The 23726-nt window shown below is 68.1% G+C and carries 21 protein-coding genes; 12 read left to right on the top strand and 9 right to left on the bottom strand.

What is annotated here, in order from left to right:
- Window positions 1-9 precede the first annotated feature (9 nt).
- Together pfkB and G6N59_RS17350 are read right to left on the bottom strand one after the other, a co-directional pair.
- Window positions 10-987 (bottom strand): 1-phosphofructokinase, encoded by a 978-nt coding sequence (gene pfkB / locus G6N59_RS17345; RefSeq protein ID WP_138228048.1) that lies wholly within the window; start codon window positions 985-987, stop codon window positions 10-12.
- The gene (locus G6N59_RS17350; protein WP_138228049.1) at window positions 984-1763 is read right to left on the bottom strand and encodes a DeoR/GlpR family DNA-binding transcription regulator; all 780 of its coding nucleotides are present in this window, start codon (window positions 1761-1763) and stop codon (window positions 984-986) included. The genes pfkB and G6N59_RS17350 overlap by 4 nt, the downstream gene beginning before the upstream one ends.
- A gap of 102 nt (window positions 1764-1865) precedes the next feature.
- On the opposite strand from G6N59_RS17350, the gene ptsP reads away from it, so the two are divergent.
- Together ptsP and G6N59_RS17360 are read left to right on the top strand one after the other, a co-directional pair.
- Window positions 1866-3593: a phosphoenolpyruvate--protein phosphotransferase gene (gene ptsP / locus G6N59_RS17355; RefSeq protein ID WP_179970212.1), complete on the top strand. Its 1728-nt coding sequence runs from the start codon at window positions 1866-1868 to the stop codon at window positions 3591-3593.
- A 53-nt stretch (window positions 3594-3646) separates the two neighbouring features.
- Entirely contained in the window at window positions 3647-4627 is a 981-nt protein-coding gene (locus tag G6N59_RS17360; RefSeq protein WP_138228051.1) for a pirin family protein, read from the top strand.
- Between the two features lie 33 nt (window positions 4628-4660).
- On the opposite strand, the gene G6N59_RS17365 is transcribed toward G6N59_RS17360, so the two are convergent.
- Window positions 4661-6250, bottom strand: coding sequence for an HNH endonuclease signature motif containing protein (locus G6N59_RS17365; RefSeq protein WP_163911406.1), 1590 nt, complete (start codon window positions 6248-6250; stop codon window positions 4661-4663).
- Window positions 6251-6323: 73 nt separating this feature from the next.
- Window positions 6324-8507 carry an FUSC family protein gene (locus G6N59_RS17370; protein WP_234884011.1) on the bottom strand — a complete coding sequence of 728 codons (2184 nt, stop codon included), beginning with the start codon at window positions 8505-8507 and terminating at the stop codon, window positions 6324-6326.
- Between the two features lie 256 nt (window positions 8508-8763).
- Between G6N59_RS17370 and G6N59_RS17375 the strand changes: the two genes are divergently transcribed.
- The 7 genes from G6N59_RS17375 to G6N59_RS17405 all read left to right on the top strand — a co-directional run bounded on the left by G6N59_RS17375 (window position 8764) and on the right by G6N59_RS17405 (window position 14811).
- On the top strand, window positions 8764-9399 hold the full coding sequence (locus tag G6N59_RS17375) for a TetR/AcrR family transcriptional regulator (RefSeq protein ID WP_138228052.1): 636 nt from the start codon (window positions 8764-8766) through the stop codon (window positions 9397-9399).
- Between the two features lie 27 nt (window positions 9400-9426).
- The gene (locus G6N59_RS17380; RefSeq protein WP_138228053.1) at window positions 9427-10359 is read left to right on the top strand and encodes a class I SAM-dependent methyltransferase; all 933 of its coding nucleotides are present in this window, start codon (window positions 9427-9429) and stop codon (window positions 10357-10359) included.
- Between the two features lie 80 nt (window positions 10360-10439).
- Window positions 10440-11840, top strand: a complete 1401-nt coding sequence (locus G6N59_RS17385) for an aldehyde dehydrogenase family protein (protein ID WP_138228054.1) — start codon at window positions 10440-10442, stop codon at window positions 11838-11840.
- A 105-nt stretch (window positions 11841-11945) separates the two neighbouring features.
- Window positions 11946-12809 carry an SDR family oxidoreductase gene (locus G6N59_RS17390; protein WP_138228055.1) on the top strand — a complete coding sequence of 288 codons (864 nt, stop codon included), beginning with the start codon at window positions 11946-11948 and terminating at the stop codon, window positions 12807-12809.
- Between the two features lie 3 nt (window positions 12810-12812).
- Complete coding sequence (locus tag G6N59_RS17395) at window positions 12813-13784, top strand: NADPH:quinone oxidoreductase family protein (RefSeq protein ID WP_138228056.1); 972 nt, start codon at window positions 12813-12815, stop codon at window positions 13782-13784.
- 2 nt (window positions 13785-13786) lie between these two features.
- Window positions 13787-14272: a DUF456 domain-containing protein gene (locus G6N59_RS17400; protein WP_138228057.1), complete on the top strand. Its 486-nt coding sequence runs from the start codon at window positions 13787-13789 to the stop codon at window positions 14270-14272.
- Window positions 14242-14811: a YceI family protein gene (locus G6N59_RS17405; protein ID WP_138228058.1), complete on the top strand. Its 570-nt coding sequence runs from the start codon at window positions 14242-14244 to the stop codon at window positions 14809-14811. The genes G6N59_RS17400 and G6N59_RS17405 overlap by 31 nt, the downstream gene beginning before the upstream one ends.
- Window positions 14812-14862: 51 nt before the next feature.
- Here G6N59_RS17405 and G6N59_RS17410 read toward each other — a convergent pair whose 3' ends face one another.
- The 3 genes from G6N59_RS17410 to G6N59_RS17420 all read right to left on the bottom strand — a co-directional run bounded on the left by G6N59_RS17410 (window position 14863) and on the right by G6N59_RS17420 (window position 17268).
- Entirely contained in the window at window positions 14863-15663 is an 801-nt protein-coding gene (locus G6N59_RS17410; RefSeq protein ID WP_138228059.1) for a tyrosine-protein phosphatase, read from the bottom strand.
- Window positions 15663-16901, bottom strand: a complete 1239-nt coding sequence (locus G6N59_RS17415) for an acyl-CoA dehydrogenase family protein (protein WP_163911409.1) — start codon at window positions 16899-16901, stop codon at window positions 15663-15665. The genes G6N59_RS17410 and G6N59_RS17415 overlap by 1 nt, the downstream gene beginning before the upstream one ends.
- A 127-nt stretch (window positions 16902-17028) precedes the next feature.
- Window positions 17029-17268 carry a hypothetical protein gene (locus tag G6N59_RS17420; protein ID WP_138228061.1) on the bottom strand — a complete coding sequence of 80 codons (240 nt, stop codon included), beginning with the start codon at window positions 17266-17268 and terminating at the stop codon, window positions 17029-17031.
- A gap of 206 nt (window positions 17269-17474) precedes the next feature.
- On the opposite strand from G6N59_RS17420, the gene G6N59_RS17425 reads away from it, so the two are divergent.
- From G6N59_RS17425 to G6N59_RS17435, 3 genes are all read left to right on the top strand, one after another.
- A complete protein-coding gene (locus tag G6N59_RS17425) occupies window positions 17475-18116 on the top strand; it encodes a response regulator (protein ID WP_138228062.1) in 642 nt (213 codons plus the stop codon).
- Window position 18117: 1 nt separating this feature from the next.
- A complete protein-coding gene (locus tag G6N59_RS17430) occupies window positions 18118-19302 on the top strand; it encodes a sensor histidine kinase (protein ID WP_138228063.1) in 1185 nt (394 codons plus the stop codon).
- A gap of 85 nt (window positions 19303-19387) precedes the next feature.
- On the top strand, window positions 19388-20284 hold the full coding sequence (locus tag G6N59_RS17435) for an alpha/beta fold hydrolase (RefSeq protein WP_138228064.1): 897 nt from the start codon (window positions 19388-19390) through the stop codon (window positions 20282-20284).
- Window positions 20285-20481: 197 nt separating this feature from the next.
- On the opposite strand, the gene pntB is transcribed toward G6N59_RS17435, so the two are convergent.
- Window positions 20482-21912, bottom strand: coding sequence for a Re/Si-specific NAD(P)(+) transhydrogenase subunit beta (pntB, locus tag G6N59_RS17440; protein WP_138228065.1), 1431 nt, complete (start codon window positions 21910-21912; stop codon window positions 20482-20484).
- A 45-nt stretch (window positions 21913-21957) separates the two neighbouring features.
- The gene (locus G6N59_RS17445) at window positions 21958-23490 is read right to left on the bottom strand and encodes a Re/Si-specific NAD(P)(+) transhydrogenase subunit alpha (protein WP_138228066.1); all 1533 of its coding nucleotides are present in this window, start codon (window positions 23488-23490) and stop codon (window positions 21958-21960) included.
- Window positions 23491-23726: the final 236 nt, after the last annotated feature.

Raw genomic sequence — 23726 nt, forward strand, 5'->3', positions numbered from 1 at the left:
GGGACGGGATCAGAGAGGTGCTGACACTGACGTGACGGCCTGTACCCGAACGGCTTTCACATCGATCTGCTCTGGGTTGGGCAGTGCGGAACCAGGTAGGGCCGCAGCTGCGCTGCCGTAGGCGACGGCCGTCTGGAGTCGTTCGGCCGGCGGAGCGCCCGCGATGGTGGCGGCGAGATAGCCCGCGAGCGACGCGTCACCCGCCCCGACGGTGCTGCGCGGCACGATCGACGGCGCGGTCGCGGCCCAGGTCCCGTCGTGGTCGACCAGGACTGCGCCCGCGCCGCCGAGGGTGACGAGTACGGTGCCGGCCCCGCGGGCGACGAGTTGTTGCGCCGCGGAGACCACGGGCAACGGATTGCACTGGGCGGCAGCCTCTTCCAGATCCTGTGCGGAGCGGCCGGTCAGCCACGCGAGTTCCTCGGAGTTGGGCTTGATCAGATCCGGCGCCGCGGTGGAGAAGCCTGCGGCCAGCGCCGTCAGCGGACGTTCGGAGGTGTCGACCGCGACGCGGCAGGGCAGCCCCGCCAGCTGGGCCACGATGTCGGCGTACCAGGTGTCAGGCACCCCGGGCGGTAGTGATCCGGACAGCACCACCCAGGTCGCCCGGGCAGCGTGATCGCAGACGGCGGCGGTCAGTGCGGCCAGGTCGGTGTCCCCGAGGTTGGCCCCGGGTTCATTGAGTTTGGTTGTGGTGCCGTCGTTTTCGGTGATGGTCAGATTGCTGCGCACGGTGCCGGAGATGTCGATGTTGTGAAACGGCACCCCGCGGGTCCGCAGCCCGGCCAGGATCGGGTCGTGGTCGGCGGCCGGCAACAGCGCCACGGTGGCGACACCATTTTGCGTCAGCGCGCGAGATACGTTGACGCCCTTGCCTCCTGGCTCGGTGGACACGGGGGTGAGGCGGTGCACGGCGCCCCTGGTCAGTGGCTCGTCGAGGGTGAGGGTGCGGTCCAGGCTTGGGTTCAGGGTGACGGTGACGATCATGAGCCGGCCTCGGCGCAGATGACGTCGACGCCGGCGTCGACGAGTTGTCGGCGCTCGTGGTCGCGAATCTCGTTGTCGGTGACGACGGTTCGCACCGCCGACAGCGGTGCGAAACTGACCAGGTCTTCGTGGCCGAACTTGCTCGAATCTGCGGTCACCACAACGTGGTTGGCGCACCGGACCATGGCGCGTTTGATAGCGGCTTCGTCGCTGTCCGGGGTGGAGAAGCCGTGCCGGGCGCTGATGCCGTTGGTGCCGAGGAAGGCGATGTCGACCCGGAGGGAGTCCAGCGTCCGCAGGGCCTGCTCCCCCACCACGGCCTGGGTGAGGCTGCGGACCCGGCCGCCGAGCAGCTGCAGGGAGACCGTCGGGTTGGACGTCAGCTTCGCGGCCGCGGGGATCGAGTTCGTGATGATCACGAGGTCGCGGTCGGTGGGGATGAGTTCGGCGATGCGCGCGGTCGTGGTGCCGGCGTCGATCAGCACCGTCCCGCCGGTGGCGGGCAGCAACGCGGTCGCAGCGGCAGCGATCGCGGCCTTCTGCTGGGTCTGGGTGGAGTCGCGCTGGACCACGCCCTGCTCCACCAGGTGCAGGGTCCGGGCGGGCACCGCTCCCCCGTGCACCCGGCGGACGACGCCGGCCTTGTCCAGGACATCGAGGTCGCGGCGCACGGTTTCGGTGGTGACGTCGTAGGCCTCGGCCAGTTCGTTGACCGAGGCGCGGCCGTCGGCGAGGACTCGCGCGGCGATGGCTTGCTGCCGCTCTTCCGCGTACATGACCCTCCAAGATTGTGGGAACACATCCGATTCGATCTTTGTATTGTTTGTTTTACGCTTGGATATGTTGACTTGTCAATGGTTCTGAGTAACCTGGATCACATGAATGCGACATCTGTGAGCCCGTCGCCGCTGACGGCCGACGTCGAATCCAGCGGCCTCCCAGTCGTCTTGCGCGGGGTGCCCGCCGTCGGCGGAGTGCGGTACGCGCCAGTGCTGTGGCCGGGGGCGCGTCCCGCGCCCGACGCCGGTGAGGTTGCCGTTGAGCTGGGAGAACCGGAACGCGCGGGGGAGCGGGCGCGCTTCGCGGCCGCCTCGTTGACAGTCGCGGATCGCCTGCGGAGCAGGGCCGCGCGAGCCACCGGAGCGGCAGCGGAGGTCCTGGCCACGACCGCGACCCTGGCGCAGGACCGGGCCTGGACTGCGGCGATCGACAAGCGCATCGCCGACGGCCTCCCCGCGGTACGCGCACTGGCCGCGACGGCGGACCAGTTCGTGGAGATGTTCACCCGGATGGGCGGATTGATGGCCGAGCGGGTCGCCGACCTCCGGGATATCCGGGATCGGGTGATCGCCGAACTACGTGGACTCCCTGAGCCCGGGGTGCCGGTGCCGGACGTGCCTTCGGTGCTGTGCGCCGAAGATCTGGCGCCGGCCGACACCGCCGGGCTGGACCCGCACCTGGTGGTGGCGCTGGTGACGAGCCTGGGTGGGCCGACCAGCCACACCGCGATCATCGCTCGTCAACTCGGCATCCCGTGCGTCGTGGCGGTGCAGGATCTTGCGCAGGTGCGGCCAGGGGCGATGGTGCTGGTGGACGGCACTCGCGGCACCGTGACGGTCGAGCCCGACGCGGGTGCGGCCGCCGAGGCGGTGGCGCGCGCACGCCGGGAAGCCGAGCTCGCCGACAGCTGGCGCGGTCCGGGCGCCACCGCCGACGGACATCGGGTCGCCGTGCTCGCCAATGTGCAGGACGGCGCCGCTGCGCACGCCGCGGCCAGTACCCCGGCGGAGGGGATCGGCCTGTTCCGGACCGAATTGTGCTTCCTGAACCGGGATCTCGAACCGAGCGTCGGCGAGCAGGCCCAGATCTACGGCGAGGTGCTGGCGGCGTTCCCGGAGCGCAAGGTGGTCGTGCGCACCCTCGACGCGGGCTCGGACAAACCGCTGCGATTCGCCGGGCATCCCGATGAGGCCAATCCGGCCCTGGGGGTCCGCGGCATCCGGATCGCCCAGGGAAACCCGGACCTGCTGACCCGTCAGCTGCAGGCGATCGCCGATGCGGCCGCGGCAACGGGCCAGCGCCCGTGGGTGATGGCGCCCATGATCGCAACGCCGGCGGAAGCGAAAGCCTTTGCGGCGCAGGTCCGCTCCTTCGGTCTGACGCCCGGCGTGATGATCGAGGTGCCCGCCGCCGCGCTGTTGGCCGATCGGATACTGCGGCACGTCGACTTCCTGTCGATCGGCACCAACGATCTGACGCAGTACACCATGGCCGCCGACCGAATGTCGGCCGACCTGGCGACGCTGAGCGACCCGTGGCAGCCGGCGGTGCTGGCGCTGGTGCATTCGGCGGCCAGGGCCGGTGCGGACCAGGGCAAGCCTGTCGGGGTGTGCGGAGAGGCAGCGGCGGACCCGGCGCTGGCGTGCGTGCTGGTCGGTTTGGGTGTCACGTCGCTGTCGACGGCGGCTGCCGCGGTGCGGGCGGTGGGGGCCGCGCTGGCGGGGGTGACGCTCGACCAATGCCGGTCGGCGGCGGACGCCGCCCTGGCGGCGGAGTCGTCGGACGTGGCGCGCAGCGCTGCCATTGCCGCCCTGGCGACGCGCTGACGAGCACTGTCGCGATCAGGAATTAATCGGACCGCAGTCCGGTTAATGCTGGCATGCCTGCTATCACCGCTGACACGATCAGCTTGCCGCGTATTGCTCCTGCTGCGCCGAGCGACACAGAACGCCCGGTGCGGTCCATCACGACCGGCCCCCGTGGCTACGAGGGCGAAGGATTCCCGGTGGTTCGTGCCTTCGCCGGGGTCAGCCAGGCGGACCTCGACCCGTTCGTCCATCTGGACCAAATGGGTGAGGTCGAGTACGAGCCGGGTGAACCGAAGGGCACCGACTGGCACCCGCACCGCGGGTTCGAGACGGTCACCTACATGATCGACGGCCGCTTCGCGCACCAGGATTCACACGGTGGCGGCGGCCTGATCACCGACGGCGCCACGCAGTGGATGACCGCGGGCTCGGGCATCCTGCACATCGAGACGCCACCGGCCGAACTCGTCGAGAGCGGCGGACTGTTCCACGGCCTGCAGTTGTGGGTGAACCTGCCCAAGAAGGACAAGTTCGCCGCGCCCCGGTACCAGGCCATCGAGGGGACCGACGTCACCCTGCTGTCGTCCGACGACGGCGGCGCGCTGGTGCGCGTCATCGCCGGTGAGATCGGTGACGCCACAGGGCCAGGCGGGACGCACACGCCGATCACCATGGCGCACGCCACTATTGCGCCCGGAGCACGACTGGATGTGCCGTGGAACCGCAAGTTCAACGCGCTGGTCTACATCTTGTCCGGACGCGGCACCGTCGGACCTGTCGGACACCCCATCCACCAGGGCCAGCTCGCGGTGCTCGGCCCGGGGGACCGGATCAGCGTCGCGGCCGACGAGGGGCAGGACTCCAACCGGCCCGCGCTCGAGGTGCTGTTGCTCGGCGGCCAGCCGATCCGTGAACCGGTGTTCCACTACGGGCCGTTCGTCATGAACTCCAAGTCGGAACTCATCGAGGCATTCGAGGACTTCCAGTCCGGCAAGTTCGGCGCGATCCCGCCGAATGCGTTGAAGCCACACCGGTCCGGGCGCATCGCCTAAAGATCAGTGACGACGCAGCTCCCCATCCTGACATCAGAAAGGTGGGGAGCTGTCGCCGTTGATGAGTTGTTGGGCAAGTTGGCGTTTGGCTTCGGGGGTTGGTGCGGATTCGAGTAGTTCGGTCCAGTTGAGCGCGCGTTCGTGCCGGGTGTGCCGGGTGCGCGCGTCGGTGCGGGTGCGGCGGCGGGTGGGCATCATGAGGTCGCGGCCGGGTTGGTCGCTGGTGGTTGCCGCGGTCGGTGGTGGTGGCGGCCCGGTGGGGAAGTGTTTGTCGGGGAATAGGATTCGGCTGCCGGGCACGGTGGTGTAGGTGTGGCCGGTGGGTGCGGTCCAGGCGATGGTGCCGTCGGGATTTTGGTGGGTGTGCCATCCGGTGGTGCCGGTGTAGAAGGTTTTGACCAGGTGGTGTTTGCGGCATTTGGGGGTCAGGTTGCCGGGGTGGGTCGGGCCGGCGGGCCACGCGATGGTGTGGTCGAGGTCGGCGTCGGCGGCGGGGTGGTCGCAGCCGGGGTGCATGCAGGTCAGGTCCCGCATCCGGACGTAGCGGTCGAGCGCGGTGGATGGCCGGTAGTGGGGTTGTCCGTCGGCCGGAACCTGGGGAGTGATTACCGTTTTGACGGTGGCGCCGCGGGCGGCGAGGTCGGCCAGCAGCACGGCAGGGATGACGGTCCCGCTGGGCAGGTAGCCGACCGCGCTCTGGTCGACGGCGGGTGCGGGCTCGGGCGTCGGTGCCAGGGCCTCGGCGACCGCAGTGTGCGTAGTGATTGGCGGGGTGGCGTCGGGGGTGTCGAGCAGTGGGTCGCTGACCGGGTGCGGCGCGGCGTCGGTCAAGACGTGGATGATGACCGTGGCGGCGCGGGGGTCGGCGCCGGCGGCGGGGCAGTCGGGGTTGGTGCAGTGGCAGGGCAGCCGGTCGCCGCGGGCGGCCAGGACGCCCAAGGCGTCGGCGCGGCGCTGGCCGAGGGTGCGGGGATCGTCATCGCAGACCTCGTGGGCCATGGCGGTGAGGGTGCGTTCGAGTAGTGCGGCGTCGGTGGCCAGCAGCAGGGCCCACACGGATGTGACCCCGGCGGGGTCGCCGGGCTTGCCGAACTCGACGTCGCGGCCGCGGACGGCGTTGCGGGTGCGGCGCACGGCGGCGGGGTCGAATTTCTGGATCCAGTGGTCGATCTGCCGGATCGTGTCGGCTTTGGACAGGGGACCCCATTCGCGGGCGGCGCCGGCCATGGCGGTGTCGATGAGGGCGAGGGTAGCGGGGTCGTGGACGAGTTCGGTGTGCCAGCAGATCAGGGTGACCAACGCCAATGACAGGTCGCCGGCGGCGAGGAGGGCGCCGACCTTCGGGAGACGGTCGCGCAGGGTCAGGGCGAGGTGCATGTGGCTGGCGGCCTGCCAGCGATTGATGGTCAAGGCGGCGCCGATTTCGCTGGCCGCGGCGTCCCAGCCGTCGCAGGCCCACAGGTCGCGATCTTCGTGGTCGATGCAGCGGCGGTGGGTGAGTTCGGCGATGGCGGCCAGTCGGCGGGCGGCGTTTTGGGCTTCGGTCCGGGTGGCGCTGGTCATCGAGTCGATCAGGGAAGCGTCGTCAACTTCCCTGGTCTCGAGGACCAATACTTCGAACATGCTTTCGATCGTAATGACCGGAATGAGCGGACGCCACAAGAGAATTTCCAGCCTGTGGATAACCAGAGCCGACTCAGTCAGTCAGCGACGCTTCTACGTCCGGGTGCAGCAGTTCCAACTCACCGAGGCTGGCGGCGACGGTCACCAGAGGCAGGGCGGCCTCGACCGACAAGGTTCCGCCGTCGGCCTCGGCGCGCAGGGCCAGGACGAAGTCGTCGCTGATGGGGGCCAGCTCTGCGGCGTTCGGGTCCTCGGTGCCCGAGATGCGGGCGCAGATCGCCGAAGTGTGGTCCTCGAGTACCGCGCGGGCGGCGCGGTAGGGGGCCAACGGGGGCGGCACGACGTCAGCGATGAGGTCGGCCGCCGCCCGCAACCGGACCGTCTGATTGGCGGCCCGGACCACGGGCGCCCGCAACTCCGTGGCCCCGCTGCTCTCCGAAAGAAAGTGGCGCACAGCGTCATCCACGGTCCGAGAGGCCGTCAGGGCGTCGTAACTCAGGGCGTGCACGCGGTCGGTGGCGGCCTCGGAGGCGCCGCGGGTCACCCGACGTACTGCCGCGGTCAGGTAGCGCGTGCCCGCGGTGCGCGCCGAATCCAGCGTGCGCTGGACCACGGCCGCCGACCCTCGCGGCCACAGCAGCAGCGACACCACGATGCCCACCGCAGCGCCGACCAGGACGTTCTCCAGCCTGATCAGTCCGACCCGCCAGCCGGCCGGGCTGATCAGGTTGTAGATGGTGAGCACCAGCATGGTGAACATCGCCTGGCCCGCCACGAACGAAAACACATCGGGCACATACGCAGAACCGAACGCCACGATCGGCAGGACGAACCACAGCAGCACGGGGTTCGCCCCGATCAGGTGGATCACCACGGTGCCGAGGAGAAATCCGATCGCGGTGCCGCCGACAGCGCGCAACACCCGGGTCCCGGTGGTCAGCGCGCTGCTGCGTAGTACCGACAGTGATGCCATGGCGATCCAGAATCCGTGCTGGAGCGGAAACAGGTGGACGACGGCCACGGCCACGGCAAGCCCGATTCCGGTGCGCAGGCTGTTCTGCACCACCACCGCTCGCGTCGCGACGAACCCCGACGGGATGGCCGACACCGCCTCGGATTCGGACAGCACCCGGTCGAGGTTCCCGGAGGCCGGCAGTCGTCGACCCAGGACGCGGGCCCATACCGGGCGGGCGTCGGCGTCGGCCGCCAGTCCGATGACCCGGCCCGTCGCCCCGACACAGGCCGAGAATGTCCTCAGCCGCAACAGTTTTCGCCCCGTCGCGACGGCCAGCAGATCATCGGGTTCGGCACGGATCAGTTCGATGTCCTCGCGGTAGCGCCCGCGGGTCGCCGCCCGATGCGCGGTCAGCGCCTCGGCCAGGTCGGCGCGGTAGCGATCGCGGCCCTCGGCCCGCGGCGTGCTGAGCACCCGGGCGCAGTCGTTCAGTACCCGGATGGCCGGCCCGCGGGTCTCGGCCAGCAGGGAACCGGTGGCGTCGGTGGCGCGGTCACACAGCCAGCGCAGGTCGTCGACCACCCGCACCAGGGCGCGGCTCCCCGCGGTCAGCCCGACCGGGCGGTAGTCGGCGCCGAGGAAGTTGTCACCCAGCACCTCCATCGCATCCGAGAGCTCTTGGGCTGTCGCGGACCCCTCGAGCCGGGCGGCCAGCAGCCGGCATACCTGCGCGGCGTGCTTGCGCAGGTCGTCGTGATGAGTCGGCGGCAGCAGGAACAACGCGGCCGGCACGGCAATGGTCCAGGCGACGGCCCAGCCGAGCAGTCGGTCCGGGACAGGGCCTACCGGAGTGCACACCGGCAGCACGAACGTCATCAGAGTCGCGCGCTGACCAGCGGCGACGATCTCGCTGAGGACGCCGGAGAATGTCACCAGCACCCCGACGGCGAACATCGCCGGCACCGCCAGCCACGGATGCGGGGACAGCAGGGTGCCCAGGGTGATCAGTACCGTGCCGTTGAAACCGAGCCCGGCGTAGGCCACGGCCCGCGCCGCGCGGTTGCCGGGAAAATCGACCACGACCAGCAGCGCGACCGCGCCGAAGATCGCGAACATGGTCGTCTGCGCCGTGCTGCCGACGGCGGTCCCGACAGCCAATCCGACGACGGCGACGAGTGGGAGCACCAGGCCGGCGCGGGTGGCTCGACGTAGGGCGTCATGTTCAGGATCGCTGTCTCGCGGCCGCGCGAGCAGCTGCTGCCAGCGGACCGCCAGCGACTCTCGCGACACCACGCCCGTCATGGCGCCCAACATTAATTTGGCTGACATCGTCATGCGCCGGCAACTGATGCGTGCCGGGCCGGGCCGGTTTCGGTCACCGGCGGTCGGGGGTCGTTCCTGGCCGGGCTATGGATCGGGGCCGGGCCGCGGCCATGAACCACGCGCGGCGCCGGAGTCGGTCGTTGACAGGGCTGCAAGTTTGCTGAGCGGAGCCAATTCGGCCGCCGTGCTTCACATACGTGCAGGGACGGGCCGAGATCTATGGCACAATTTGACGATGCCGTACATCGCCACCCGAGGTCCGGGTCGCCCTCCCGCGGCGAAGGCGGCCGAAACCCGTGAGCGCATCCTGCGCGCCGCACGCGAGGTTTTCAGTGAACTCGGTTATGACGCAGCAACATTCCAAGCCATCGCCATCCGCGCGGATCTGACGCGCCCCGCGATCAACCATTACTTCGCGAATAAACGGGTGCTCTACGGCGAGGTCCTCGATCAGACCAACGCCATGGTGGTTGCCGCCGGCCGTCGCCGGGCCGAGGAGGAGACCACCTTCATCAGGCGGCTGTCGTCATTCTTCGTCGCCGCGATCCAGGCCGACTCCGAAGACCGTTCGGCTGCCGCGTTTCTGGTGACCTCGATCCTCGAGGCGCAGCGACATCCCGAATTGCGCCAGGAGGAGCACGACGCGCTCGTCGCCTCCCGTGAGTTCGTGACGTGGGCCGTGACCGACGCCATCGAACGCGGTGAACTGGCCGTGGACACCGAGGTGGCCACCGTGGTGGAGATGCTGATCGCCGTGATGTGGGGGATGGGCTTCTACGCCGGGTACGTCGGCAGTCACCAGGAGCTGACGGCTGTCATCGAGCGGCTCGAACTATTGCTCGCCAACAAGCTGTGGCGGGTCACTGAATAGACCGGCGCCAGCTGGTACATCTAGAACATGGGCAGTGAGCGCTCCGACGACGACACCTGGGATATCGCAAGCAGTGTGGGCGCGACGGCGGTGATGGTCGCTGCCGCGCGGGCCGGGGAAACCGAACGCGACGACGCGTTGATCCGCGATCCGTTCGCGAAGATCCTGGTCGCCGGCGCCGGCACCGGAGTGTGGGAGACGATCCTGGACTCCGACTTCAACAACAAGATGGCCGACGCTGATCCCGAGGTCGCGGCGGTGCTCGAGCACATGGGCAACTACCAGGCGGTGCGGACGCATTTCTTCGACGCGTACTTCGCCGACGCCGCCGCGGCCGGCATCCGCCAGATGGTGATCCTGGCGTCCGGGCTGGACTCCCGTGCCTACCGATTGGACTGGCCGGCCGGCACAACGGTCTTCGAGATCGACCAACCCAAGGTGCTGGAGTACAAGGACCAGACCTTGAAGGCGCACGGCGCGACGCCCGTCGTGGCGCTGCACCAACTGCCGATCGATCTGCGCAACGACTGGCCGAAAGCGCTGCGGGAAGCGGGTTTTGATGATTCCGCGCCGACCGCGTGGCTAGCGGAAGGGCTGTTGATGTACCTGCCGGCCGACGCGCAGGACCGCCTCTTCGAGAACATCACCTCATTGAGCGCGCCGGGTAGCCGCATCTCGGTCGAGACGGTCGGCGAGCACGCCGCCGAACGCCGGCAGCGGATGCGGGACCGGTTCGACAAGCTCGCCGGGCAGTTCGGCATCGGCCAGACCATCAACGTGCAGGACCTGATGTACGAGGACCCCGATCGCGCCGACGTGGCCGAGTGGCTCGACGCGCACGGCTGGTCGTCCACCTCGGTCACCTCGCAGGACGAGATGCGCCGCTTGAACCGCTGGGTGCAGGTCGATACGACTGATGACAAGGCGTTTTCCACCTTCGTGACGGCACTCAAGAGCTGACTGCCGGCGGTTGACTCTTCAAACCAACCGGCTGGTTGGTTAGGATTCCGGTGTTGCCTGGCTCACGTAAGGACGTACTCATGACCCTTGAATCAGCTGTATCTGTCGGCCGAACGGCTGCTGACATCCCGGCTGTCGTGGCCGGTCTTCACAAGACCTACGCCACCGGGCGCACCCGTGACCTGCAGTGGCGCAAGCGTCAGCTGCTCGCGCTGGCCCAGGCCATGGAAGAGAACGAGACCGCCATCGCCAAGGCGCTGGAGGCCGATCTGGGCCGCAAGCCCTTCGAGGCGTGGCTCGCGGACAGCGTCGGCACCATCGCCGAGGCCAAGGACGCGGCCAAGAACCTGCACAAGTGGGCGAAACGTCGCTACCGGCTGCTGGAGCGCTCGCAGCTGCCCGGCCGCGGCTGGGTGGAGTACGAGCCGTACGGCACGGTGCTGATCATCGGCGCCTGGAACTTCCCGTTCTACCTCACGCTCGGCCCGCTGGTCGGCGCGCTGGCCGCGGGAAACACCGTGGTACTCAAGCCATCTGAGTTCGCCCCGGCCTCGTCGCGGCTGATGGCCGAGCTGGTCGAGAAGTACCTGGACACCGACGCCGTCGCCGTGGTGGAGGGCGACGGCATGGTCAGCCAGGAACTGATCGCGCAGGGCCTGGACCGCATCATGTTCACCGGCGGCACCGAGATCGGCAAGAAGATCATGGCAGCGGCCGCGCAGCACCTGACGCCGGTGACACTGGAACTCGGCGGCAAGAGCCCGGTGATCGTCGCCGCCGACGCCGACATCGACGTCGCCGCCAAGCGCATCGCCTTCGCCAAGGTGGTCAACTCCGGCCAGATCTGCGTCGCGCCGGACTATGTGGTGGCCGAGAAGCCCATCCGCGACGAGCTGGTCACCAAGATTCGCGATGCCATCGTGGCCTTCACCGCCGATGACCCCGACGGCCTGCCGATCGTCAGCGAACGGCAGTTCAACCGGCTCAACAGCTATCTCGGCACCGGCGGGGACGTCGTCACCGGCGGTGGCACCAACCCGGCCCGGCTCACCATGCAGCCGACCGTGGTGGTCGACCCGCCGCTGGACGCACCGGTGATGACCGAGGAGATTTTCGGGCCCATCCTGCCGGTGATCACCGTCGACTCGCTCGATGACGCCATCGCATTCGTCAACGCCCGCCCCAAGCCGTTGGCCGCGTACCTGTTCACCAAGGCCAAGGCCATCCGTGAGCGCTTCATCCGCGAGGTCCCAGCCGGCGGCATGCTGGTCAACCACCTGATCTTCCAGGTGTCGACGGCCCGGCTGCCGTTCGGCGGCGTCGGCCCGTCCGGCATGGGCGCCTACCACGGCCGGTACGGCTTCCTGGAGTTCAGCCACGCGAAGTCGGTGATGACCAAGCCGACCCGGCCCGACCTGGGGCAGCTCATCTACCCGCCGTACACCGACCGGGCGTGGAAGATCGCGCGCAAGTTCTTCTAGCCCTAGATCGGACCCGACGATGCGGCGGCCGATCGGTCGCCGTATACACAAAGGGGTGCCCACTCCGGTGGGCTGTCCCGTTTGACCTTCCACGAGAGGAAACCCATGCCCGGAGTGCAGGATCGCGTTGTTGTCGTCACCGGTGCCGGTGGCGGCCTGGGCCGTGAATACGCGCTGACGCTGGCCCGCGAAGGCGCCTGCGTCGTGGTCAACGACCTCGGCGGCGCCCGCGATGGCACCGGCGCCGGCCACAACATGGCAGACCACGTTGTCGATGAGATCAAGGCCGCCGGCGGCCGCGCCGTCGCCAACTACGACAGTGTCGCGGAGGCCGAGGGCGCCGAGAACATCGTCAAGACTGCCCTCGAGGCCTTTGGCAAGATCGACGGCGTCGTCAGCAACGCGGGCATCCTGCGTGACGGCACCTTCCACAAGATGACCGCCGATCAGTGGGACATCGTGCTCAAAGTGCACCTGTACGGCGGGTACAACGTCATCCGCGCCGCGTGGCCGCATTTCCGCGAGAACGCGTACGGCCGCGTCGTCGTCGCCACCTCCACCAGTGGGTTGTTCGGCAACTTCGGTCAGGCCAACTACAGCGCCGCCAAGCTGGGTCTGGTCGGCTTGATCAACACGCTGGCCCAGGAAGGCGCCAAGTACAACATCAAGCTCAACGCCGTCGCGCCGATCGCCGCGACCCGGATGACCGAGGACATCGTGCCGCCTGAGGTCTTCGCGAAGCTGTCGCCGGAGTACGTGGCGCCGGTCGTGGCGCAGCTGTGCAGTGAAGAGCTGCCGGAGACCGGGTCGATCTTCATCGTCGGTGGTGGCAAGGTGCAGCGCACCGCGCTGTTCCAGAACGAGGGTGTCACGTTCGACCATGTGCCCACCGTCGACGAGGTGGCCGCCAAGTGGGGCGAGATCACCGACCTGTCGGCCGCCAAGGCCGCGTCGTTCGCGCTCGGCTGATAGGTGAAAGCGCTTGTTGCGCAGTCGCTGACCGGTCCCTCGGGCCTTGCCTACACCGATATCGATGACGCCGCAGATCCTTCGGGCAATGCGGTCGTCATCGATGTCGGTGCGGCCGGCGTCTGCTTTCCCGACCTGCTGCTGATCCGCGGTGAGTACCAGCTGAAGCTGCCCCCGGGCTTCACCCCGGGTATGGAGGTGGCCGGTACCGTCCGATCGGCGCCCGAGGGCACCGGCTTCGTTACCGGTCAACGGGTTTCGGCGTTCACCATGATGGGCGGCTACGCCGAACGGGCGCTGGCGCTGCCGGACTCGGTGATTCCGACGCCCGACGGTCTCGATGATGCGGCTGCCGTCTGCCTGCTGGGCAACTACTACACCATGTACTTCGCGCTGGCCCGCCGCGGTGGGCTGCTGGCGGGGGAGACGGTGCTGGTGCTCGGCTCGGCCGGTGGCATCGGAGTGGCGGCCATCCAGATCGCAAAGGCCATGGGCGCCAAGGTGGTGGCCATGGTGCACCGCGTCGAGGCGACGGATTTCGTGGCCTCGGTCGGCGCCGACGTGGTGCTGCCGCTGACCGACGGGTGGCGCGACGCCGCGCTGGCGGCCACCGACGGTCGGGGAGTGGACCTGGTGGTCGACCCGGTCGGCGGCGACGCCTTCGATGATGCGATTCGGGTGCTCGCCCCCGAGGGTCGGTTGCTGGTCCTGGGTTTCGCTGCCGGACAAGGTATTCCGTCGGTGAAGGTGAACCGCCTGTTGCTGCGCAACATCAGCGTGGTGGGTGTCGGGTACGGCGAGTTCATCCGCCAGGTGCCCGGTTCGGCCGCGGAGATCGGCGCGGGACTGGCGAAGCTGGTCGAGGCCGGTCTGCGGCCGCCGGAGCCGATGCGTTTTCCGTTGTCCGACGGTGCAGCCGCCCTGCAAGCGTTGGCCGACGGGAAGATTCACGGCAAGGCCGTCCTGGAACCCTGATCGTGAACGCCTTGGGAACAGTGCTGGTCGCACTGGTCATCGCGATCGGCCTGGTCGGCATCGTGGTGCCGGTGTTACCCGGCGGGCTCCTCGTGTTCCTGGCGATCGCGGTGTGGGCGGTGGCCGTCCACACCGCGACAGCTTGGGTGGTGCTCGGCGTCGCGGCAGCGTTGTTCCTGGCCGGTGAAGTCATCAAGTACCTCTGGCCGATGCGCCGGATGCGGAGGGCCGACGTGGCCACCCGCAGCCTCATCGTCGGCGGAATCCTGGGTGTCATCGGGTTTTTCGTCATCCCGGTGCTGGGGCTCGCCCTCGGCTTCGTGCTGGGGGTGTACCTGTCCGAGTACTCGGCGCTAGGTAATCGCAGCCGCGCCTGGGCGTCGACCAAACATGCGATGAAGGGTGTCGCCCTGGCGATGGGCGTGGAGTTGACGGCTGCGCTGCTGGCGACGGTGGCGTGGGTGACGGGATTGGTAGTGGGCAATTGACGGCTGAGCAATGGACTCTCGACGCAGCTGACGGCGACCTGGTGCTGCACACGGGCGTCACCGGCAGCGCGGCCCGGATGGGGCACCGCTTGACCATCGCGATGCGCTCGTGGCGGGCGACAGTGGACTGGGATGCGGAGCAGCCGGCCGCGGTCGAGGTAACCGTCGAACTGGACTCACTCGAGGTGCTGGCGGGCGAGGGTGGGATGACCCCGTTGGCCGGCCCGGAGAAGGCGTTGGTGCGGAGCAATGCCCTGAAGACGTTGCAGGCCAAACGCTTTCCGCGGGCGACGTTCCGCTCGTCGTCCATCGAGCGGGGAACCGACTCGTGGCGGCTGACCGGAACCCTCGACCTCGGGGGTCGCAGCAGCGAACAGACCGTCGACGTCGACGTGGTGCGAGACGACGCGGGCTGGCACCTCAGCGGGGCTGCGGTGGTACGCCACAGCGATCATGGCATCAAGCCGTATTCGATGCTGATGGGCGCGATGAAGGTGGCAGATGAAGTGCGGGTGACGCTCGCGGCACGCGCCTTCTAGTTATGCAGAGCCCTCCTCGCGCTTCGTCCGCGTGGCATCTGGATGTGACGCCTAGCCCATCAGTACGCTGCGCAACCGCTTCAGCTGGTCATCAGAAACTTCAATGGCCGCAAGGTAATCCGACAATGATCCGTATTCGGCATCGACGATACGCAGGGCGGTGTCGAGGTACTCCTCGCGGACACCCAGTACCTCGTCGGTCAACCGGGCTTCAGCGAATGGGATGACCTCGGGGGCATCGCCGGCGCGAGCCCGAATCGATTCCATGATGCGTTCACGAAGCCCGGGAATCGCCGCATTGCTACGCAAGAAATCGGCCATGATTGCATCCCGATCCACGCCGATCGCCCCCAACACGGTCGCGATGGTGAAACCCGTGCGGTCCTTCCCCGCGAAGCAGTGGGCGATGACAGAGTCGCCGCCGGCGAGCATCGAAATCACGTGCAGGATCGCTGCGTGAGTGCCGGGCAGCGTCGGGAACTCTTGGTATACCTCGGTCATGTATCGCCGGGCCGACTCTGCGACATCGTCGTCAGGTGAGGCGTCGGACATCACCCTCTGGAAGGTGTTCTCGTGTGGCGCGTCCTGATTGGCGTCGTCGTCCAAATGGAACGGAAGCAGGTGTATTCGCACGCTGTCGGGTACCCGCCCGGCTCCGCGACGAGCCACCTCGCCGCGGGACCGGAGATCCGCGACATCGGTGATGCCATAGTCCTGCAACGCTTTACGGCCGTCTTCGGCCAGACCGCTGAGCTCGCTGGAGCGGAACAGCCGGCCGGGCCTGATGCCCGTTTCCTCGGCGGCATCGCGGAAGTTCCAGGCGCCGGCGAGTTCCAAACCGGTGGACCGCATCAGTGGCCCCCGGACTTGGCGCACGCGGCCGCCAATGCCGACTTCTCGCGGCCGAGTTCGGCGCGCGCGATGGTGCGCATGTGGACCTCGTCGGGCCCGTCGAACAAGCGCATGGCGCGGTGCCAGCCGTAAAGCCGGGCCAGCGGCACGTCATCGCAGATTCCGGCGGCGCCGTGCACCTGGATGGCGCGATCGATCACGTCGCACGCGACCTGCGGGGCCACCGACTTGATCTGCGACACCAGCACGTGCGCGGCCTTGTTGCCCTGTTGGTCGATGGTCCAGGCTGCCTTCTCGCACAAGAGCCTGGCTTGATCTATCGCGTTGCGCGACTTGGCAATCGACTCACGCACCACGCCCTGCTCGGCCAGCGGCTTGCCGAATGCCACGCGCGTGGACACCCGGTGGATCATCAGGGCCAGGGCACGCTCGGCGGCGCCGAGAGCGCGCATGCAGTGGTGGATGCGGCCCGGCCCCAGCCGCGCCTGCGCGATGGCGAAACCGGAGCCCTCTTCGTGCAGCAGGTTCTCCACCGGAACGCGGACGTTGTCGAAGACGATTTCGCAGTGCCCGTGCTGGTCCTGCCAGCCGAACACCGGCAGCGACCGCTGGATGTCCACACCAGGGGTGTCGACGGGCACCAGGATCATCGACTGCTGGGCATGCGATGCCGCATCAGGATTGGTGCGGCCCATGACGATCAGAATCGTGCAGCGCGGGTCGGCGGCGCCGGTGATCCACCACTTGCGGCCGTTGATGACGTAGTCCCCGCCGTCGCGCAGCATCGTCGTCTCGATGTTGCGCGCATCCGAGGACGCCACGGCCGGCTCCGTCATGGCGAAGGCGCTGCGGATTTCACCATTGAGTAGGGGTTCGAGCCACTGCTTGCGCTGTTGCTCGTTGGCGAACAGGTGCAGGGTCTCCATGTTGCCGGTGTCCGGCGCCGCACAGTTGATGGCCTCGGGGGCGATCTCCATGCTCCAACCGGAAATCTCGGCCAGCGGCGCGTACTCCAGGTTGGTCAGCCCGGACTCGGCGGGCAGGAACAAGTTCCACAAGCCGCGCTTGCGCGCCTCGATCTTGAGCTCCTCGACCACCGGCGGCACCGTGTGGTCCTTCGGGCCCTTCTCCTCGCGATAGGCGTGGTAGGAGGCCTCGGCGGGCAGCACGAGCTCGGTCATGAACTCGGTGAGCCTGTGCTGGTAATCCTGCGCTTTTGCCGACAACGCGAAGTCCATGACCGCCACGATATGCCACTTGTCTAACGATGTGACGGGCGGTCGGTAGCGCAGTCGTCAGGGCCGTGCGCGACGACGGATTCCCTCCCCGCGACGACTTCGGGGAGGGAATCCGGGTTCGGTGCGGTCAGCGGACCTGGCCGGGCATCAGGGTGGCGACGCGGTAGATGCCGTGGTGCCAGAGCACCCCGGGCATCGGCACCCCTGCCGGCGGCGCGATGGTCGAGGGGGTGGCGACCACGTGCGGCGGCCGCACGTCGGGGCCGAGGGTCGTGGCGCCGGCGGCGCCGGCCAGGCCGAGTGCCGAGCCACCGAGGATGCCGGCGGCAATGATCGAGAAGCCGAAGGTGCGGGTGGTGATGCTCATCTGAATTCTCCTGTGTGAGTAAGCTTTTGGTGTGTTGCCCCGGTGTGCTCCGGTGATGACTCAAGAGTGCCGCAGGGCGGGCTCGCGGTCTGTCCGGCGATCGGCCGGTAGACCGGTGGATTCGGGTGTCCCCTGATCGGGGGACACGCGGCCGTCAATTGGCGATCGGAGTTACTTTTCGCCGGCCGCCGTGCGACGCTGACGGCATGACCGACGAACGGGTTCGCGTGGTGGTGGGTGACGACCACCCGATGTTTCGCGACGGCGTCGTCCGGGCGCTGACGGCGAGTGGCGCCATCGAGGTGCTGGCCGAAGCGGACGACGGGACGTCGGCGTTGGAGGCGATCCGTACGCACAAGCCCCAGGTGGCTCTGCTGGATTACCGCATGCCCGGCATGGACGGCGCCGAGGTGGCGGCGGCGGTGTTGCGCGACGGACTGCCGACCCGGGTACTGCTGCTGTCCGCCCACGACGAGGCCGAGATCGTGTACCGGGCCCTGCAGGATGGCGCGGCCGGTTTCCTGCCGAAAGAGTCGACTCGCAGTGAGCTCGTCAACGCGATCCTCGAATGTGCCAAGGGCCGTGACGTCGTCGCCCCCAGCCTGGCCGCGGGGCTCGCCGGGGAGATCCGGCGCCGGGCCGAGCCCGACGCCCCGGCGCTCAGTCCGCGCGAGCGGGAGGTGCTGCAGCTGATCGCCAAGGGCACGACCATCCCCGCCATGGCCAAGGAGCTGTACCTGGCGCCGTCGACCGTCAAGACCCATGTGCAGCGGCTGTACGAGAAGCTCGGGGTCGGGGACCGCGCCGCGGCCGTGGCCGAGGCGATGCGTCGGAAGTTGCTGGACTGACGTGAGCTCGACACTCAGCCGGATCGGTGAGTACCTGGCCGCCGAGCCGGTGCGGATATCCGCCGGGCTGCGGCTCCCGCTGATCGCGCTGATCGGCGTCCTGGTGTGGATCTGGGAAGTCGACCACTGGCTGCCCGAGCTGTACGCGGCGATCCTGGGGCTGTACGCGATCGCGGCGGTGATCTGGTTGGTGGCAGTGCTGCGCGGCCCGGTGCCACGTTGGGCGGACTGGGCGTCCACCGGCATCGACCTGGCGGTGATCCTCTCGCTGTGCCTGGTGTCCGGCGGCGCGACGGCGGCCCTGCTGCCGGTCTTCTTCCTGCTGCCGATCTCGGTCGCGTTCCAGGACCGGCCCATGCTGACAGCGGCGATCGGCACCGTGACGGCCACGGGCTATCTGGCGGTGTGGATCTTCTACTCCAAACACGACGACCGCATGGGCCTGCCGAACATGGTCTACACCCATTTCGGGTTCCTGGTCTGGCTTGCGGTCGCCACCACGGTGCTGTGCTTCGTCCTGGTCCGGCGCCAGGAGCGCGTGCAGGCCCTGCAGGAGGTCCGCCGCCAGTTGGTGTCCGAGGCCATGCAGTCCGACGAGCGGCACAACCGGGAAGTGGCCGAGGGGCTGCACGACGGCCCGTTGCAGACCCTGCTGGCGGCCCGGCTCCAGCTGGATGAAATCCGGGAACGCACGCCCGGCCCGGAACTCGACGCGGTGTACGTGGCGTTGGAAGACACCGCGGCGGCACTGCGCTTGACGGTCACCGAGCTGCACCCGCAGGTGCTCGCTCAGCTCGGCCTGACGCCGGCGGTGCGGGAACTGTTGCGGCAGTTCGAGTCTCGCTACGGGGTGGACGTGCGGGCCGACCTCGAGGAGGTCGGCAAGCCCGACTCGCAGCAACTGCTGTACCGGGCGGCTCGCGAGCTGCTCACAAACATCGGCAAGCATGCGCAAGCCTCGTCGGTCTCGGTGCGGCTGGGCCGGATCGGCGATCGCGTCGTCCTGACGGTGTCGGACGACGGCGTCGGCTTCGACCCGGCCGCGGTGGCCGAGTACGTAGCCGACGGACACATCGGCCTGGGTTCGTTGCTGGCGCGGTTGGATGCGATGGGTGGTTCGATGCTCGTCGACTCCGCCGATGGCGGCACCCGCGTCACGGTCACCTCACCCCCTGAACGCGCCTGAACGTGGCCGGACGTTTCGCGTCCGCTCGGCGGTTATGGCGAAAAAATCTTCGTTGGCAGTGGGGTCGCGGCGGTAGCGTCGCGCCATGAAACTGCGCATTCTGATCGGCCTGCTGGTCGCGGCGGTGGTGGCGTTGGTCGTGAACGCCGTGGTCGTGGCACACACCGGCCGAGCGGCGGAACCGTTCGCCGGCGGCCACGTCCTGAAACTCGATGGACCCGACCTGAACGTCCGCGAGTACGGTCCACCCGGTGACCGGGCAATCGTTCTGCTGCACGGATATTCGGCCTCTATCGAATGGTGGGAGAAGGTCGCACCGGCGCTGGCCGCGCATCAGCGGGTGATCGCCGTCGACCTCGTCGGCCACGGTGGTTCCGAGGCCCCGACCGACGCCGCGCCCTACCACGCCGACGGCCAGGCCGAGGCCGTCCACCGGGCGCTGGCGGCGCTGGGAGTCCGGCACGCCGTGCTGGTCGGGCATTCGATGGGCGGCAAGGTGGCTGCCGAGTTCGCCACGAAGTACCCGGAAATGGTTGAGCGTGTGGTGGTTTCGGATACTCCCGCCGCCGAGGATCTGGTGTCCATGCCGTTGCTCGGGAAGATGCTGTGCTGGCCGGCCATCGGGCCTGCGCTGGATCATTTCCGCGGCGTCGACGCGATCAGCGAAAGCTCGCTGCAGACGGGGTTCGCCGCCGACTATCCGGTCCCGCCGTTGGCTTACCGGTCCTTGAAGCAGCTGACCTACGCGGGAGTGTGCGACTCCAAGGAAGCCGGCCGTCCCGTTGCGGAAACGCTGAAAGGGCTGGGCAAACCCGTGCTGGTGCTCTGGGGTGACAGGGACGTCCTGACCCCGACAGCGCCCAATGTCGCGCGCTACACCGCGGCCGGCTTGCCGCCGCACCTCATCGCAGGTTCGGGGCACAGCCCCATGGTCGAGAAGCCCGACCAATTCCTCGCGGCGATAGGCGATTTCGTCCGCTGATGGTTGGGCTGTCGCCAACAACGTGCTGCTGACATGGTCACCCTGCATTGACAACGTCAGCACATGCTGACGGGTCCCAGCCGGACATGCCGCACCTGGAGCCGACATGCCGATGGGTCAGACCGGTCGACATTGACGAAATGGTCGCCATCCCAAGGGGATAACGACCATTTCGTCAATCTAGGGCGCAGCGAGAACTACAGCGCCGCCAGGATGTCGTTGACACGGTCGCGGGCGTCGCCGAACAGCATCTGGCTGTTGTCGCGGAAGAACAGCGGGTTCTGCACGCCGGCGTAGCCCGAGGCCATGGAGCGCTTGAAGACGATGACGTTGTTGGCGTTCCACACCGTGAGCACCGGCATGCCGGCGATCGGGCTGCTCGGATCCTCGGAGGCGGCGGGGTTGACGGTGTCGTTGGCGCCGATGACGAGCACGACGTCGGTGTCGTCGAAGTCGTCGTTGATCTCGTCCATTTCCAGGACGATGTCGTAGGGCACCTTGGCTTCGGCCAGCAGCACGTTCATGTGACCGGGCAGACGACCGGCGACGGGGTGGATACCGAAGCGGACTGTGACGCCCCGCTCGCGCAGCTTGCGGGTCAGGTCGGCGACGCCGTACTGCGCCTGAGCGACGGCCATGCCGTAACCCGGGGTGATGATCACCGAACTCGCCGACGCGAGCATCTCGGCAGCGCCTTCGGCGGTGATCTCGCGGTGCTCGCCGTAGTCCTTGTCCTCGGCCGGGCCGGCCTCGATGCCGAAGCCGCCGGCAATCACGGAGATGAACGACCGGTTCATGGCCTTGCACATGATGTACGACAGGTAGGCACCGGAGGAGCCGACGAGCGCGCCGGTGATGATCAGCAGGTCGTTCGACAGCAGGAAGCCCGAGGCGGCCGCGGCCCAGCCGGAGTAGCTGTTGAGCATCGACACCACGACGGGCATGTCGCCGCCGCCGATGGAGGCGACCAGGTGCCAGCCGAGCAGTAGCGCGAGCACGGTGACGCCGACCAGCAGCCACAGGTTCGGGGAGATGCAGAACCACACGGTCAGCGCGACGAACAGGACCAGCGAGCCGACGTTGAGGAAGTTCTTGCCGGGCAGCATCAGCGGCGCGGACTTGATCTTGGCCGAGAGCTTCAGGTTGGCCACGATCGAACCGGTGAAGGTCACCGCACCGATGAACACGCCGATGAAGACCTCGGCAGAGTGGATGCCGAGCATGCCTTCCTTGGCCAGCTCGAGCGCGCCCTGGCCGTCGAGCTCGTGCTCGACGTGCAGGTAGCCGCTCCAGCCGACCAGCACGGCGGCCAGACCGACGAACGAGTGCAGCAGCGCGATCAGCTCGGGCATGCCCGTCATCTCGACGACACGGGCACGCCATAGGCCGATGGCGGCACCGACGGCCATGGCGCCGATCAGCAGGGCCAGGCCGAGCGGCTCGATCTGCTTGTTGATGGCCAGGGTGATGGTGGCGACCAGCGCCACGCCCATGCCGGCCATGCCGAAGGCGTTACCGGCCTTGGAGGTCTCGTGCTTGGAGAGCCCGGCCAGAGCGAGGATGAACAACAGGGCGGCCACCACATAAGCGGCGTTGGCGATATTGGTGATGGTTTCTGCGTTGAACATGAATCCGTTCCAAAGGTTTCTGGGTGCTGATGCCGTTGGCCGGCTCTAGCTGCGGGAGAACATGGCCAGCATGCGGCGGGTCACCGCGAAGCCACCGAAGACATTGATGCTGGCGAGCAGAATTGCGACGCCGGCCAGGGCGGTGATCGGGGTGTTGTGATGCCCGATCTGCAGCAGGGCGCCGACCACGATGATTCCGGAGATCGCGTTGGTCACCGACATCAGCGGGGTGTGCAGCGCATGGTGCACGTGCCCGATCACGTAGTAGCCGATCACGATCGCCAGCGCGAACACCGTCAAGTGGACCTGCAGGGCGGCCGGGGAAGCGGCGATGAGGGCGAACAGCACGGCCGCGGCACCGAAGGTGATGCCCAGACGACGCTGCGTCGACATGGGCTCCTTGACCTGCGAGACCACCGGCGCGGCGGCGGCAGCGGCAGCCGGAGCGGCGGAGACTTGCACCGGCGGCGGCGGCCAGGTGATCTCACCGTCGCGCACGACCGTCACGCCGCGCTGCACCACGTCCTCAAAATCGAGGAGGACAGTCCCATCCTTCTCCGGGGTGAGCAGCTTGAGCAGGTTGACCAGGTTGGTGCCGTACAGCTGAGAGGCCTGCGCGGGCAGGCGGCCGGCCAGGTCGGTGTAGCCGATGATCGTCACACCGTTATCGGTGACGACGGCCTGGTCTTTGACGGTGCCCTCGACGTTGCCGCCGTTGGCCGCGGCCATGTCGACGATCACGCTGCCGGCCTTCATCGAGGCCACCATCTCGCCAGTGATGATCCGCGGCGCGGGACGGCCCGGGATCAGCGCAGTGGTGATGATGATGTCGACGTCCTTGCACTGCTCGGCGTACAGCTGCGCCTCGCGGGCCTTGTAGTCGTCGTCCATCTCCTTGGCGTAACCGGTCGCCGAGACCTCGGCGGCCTCGTTCGCCACGGACAGGTATTCACCGCCGAGGGAGGCGACCTGGTCGGCGACCTCGGGGCGCGGGTCGGTGGCGCGCACGATGGCGCCCAAGGATCCGGCGGCACCGATCGCGGCCAGACCGGCCACACCGGCTCCGACGACGAGGACCTTGGCCGGGGGAACCTTGCCGGCGGCGGTGACCTGGCCGGTGAAGAACCGCCCAAAAGCGTGGGCGGCCTCGACGACGGCGCGGTAGCCGGCGATGTTCGCCATCGAGGACAGCACGTCCAGGGACTGGGCGCGCGAGATACGCGGCACCGCGTCCATGGCCAGCACGGTGATCGGGCGGGTGGCGAGCTTCTCCAGCAGTTCCGGCTTCAGCGCCGGGGAGATGAGCGAGACCAGGGTGGCGCCGTCCTTGAGGGCGGCGATCTCACCGTCGTCAGGTGCGTTGACCTTGAGCACGATGTCGGCAGACAGGGCCTCTGCGGAGGAGCCGACACTGGCTCCGGCCTCTACATAGGCGGCGTCGGCGAAACTGGAGGCGGCACCCGCGCCGGACTCGACCACTACCGAATAGCCGAGCTTGATCAGCTGCCCGACGGTTGCAGGAGTGGCGGCAACCCGCGTCTCACCAGCCAGAGACTCGCGGGGAATCCCGATGATCATCGAATTCGATCCGATCTGTGTTGGTTTGCTTGCAAGAGTCTCCCCCATCCACGTCTGGATGGTGCTCTTGGCCCCCTATACCAGTTAGCAATCGCTTATAAATTAGCAGTCGCTCATAACTCGACCAAAAGTCCACGGTCGGGCGTTGCCCGGATATATCTACGTCGCGGGCAGAGATGTGGATACACCAAATTCCGGCCGGTGGGACGGCACGCGCCGAAACACCGGTCGGTGGG

This window comes from Mycolicibacterium aubagnense (assembly GCF_010730955.1).
In the GTDB taxonomy this organism is placed as follows: domain Bacteria; phylum Actinomycetota; class Actinomycetes; order Mycobacteriales; family Mycobacteriaceae; genus Mycobacterium; species Mycobacterium aubagnense.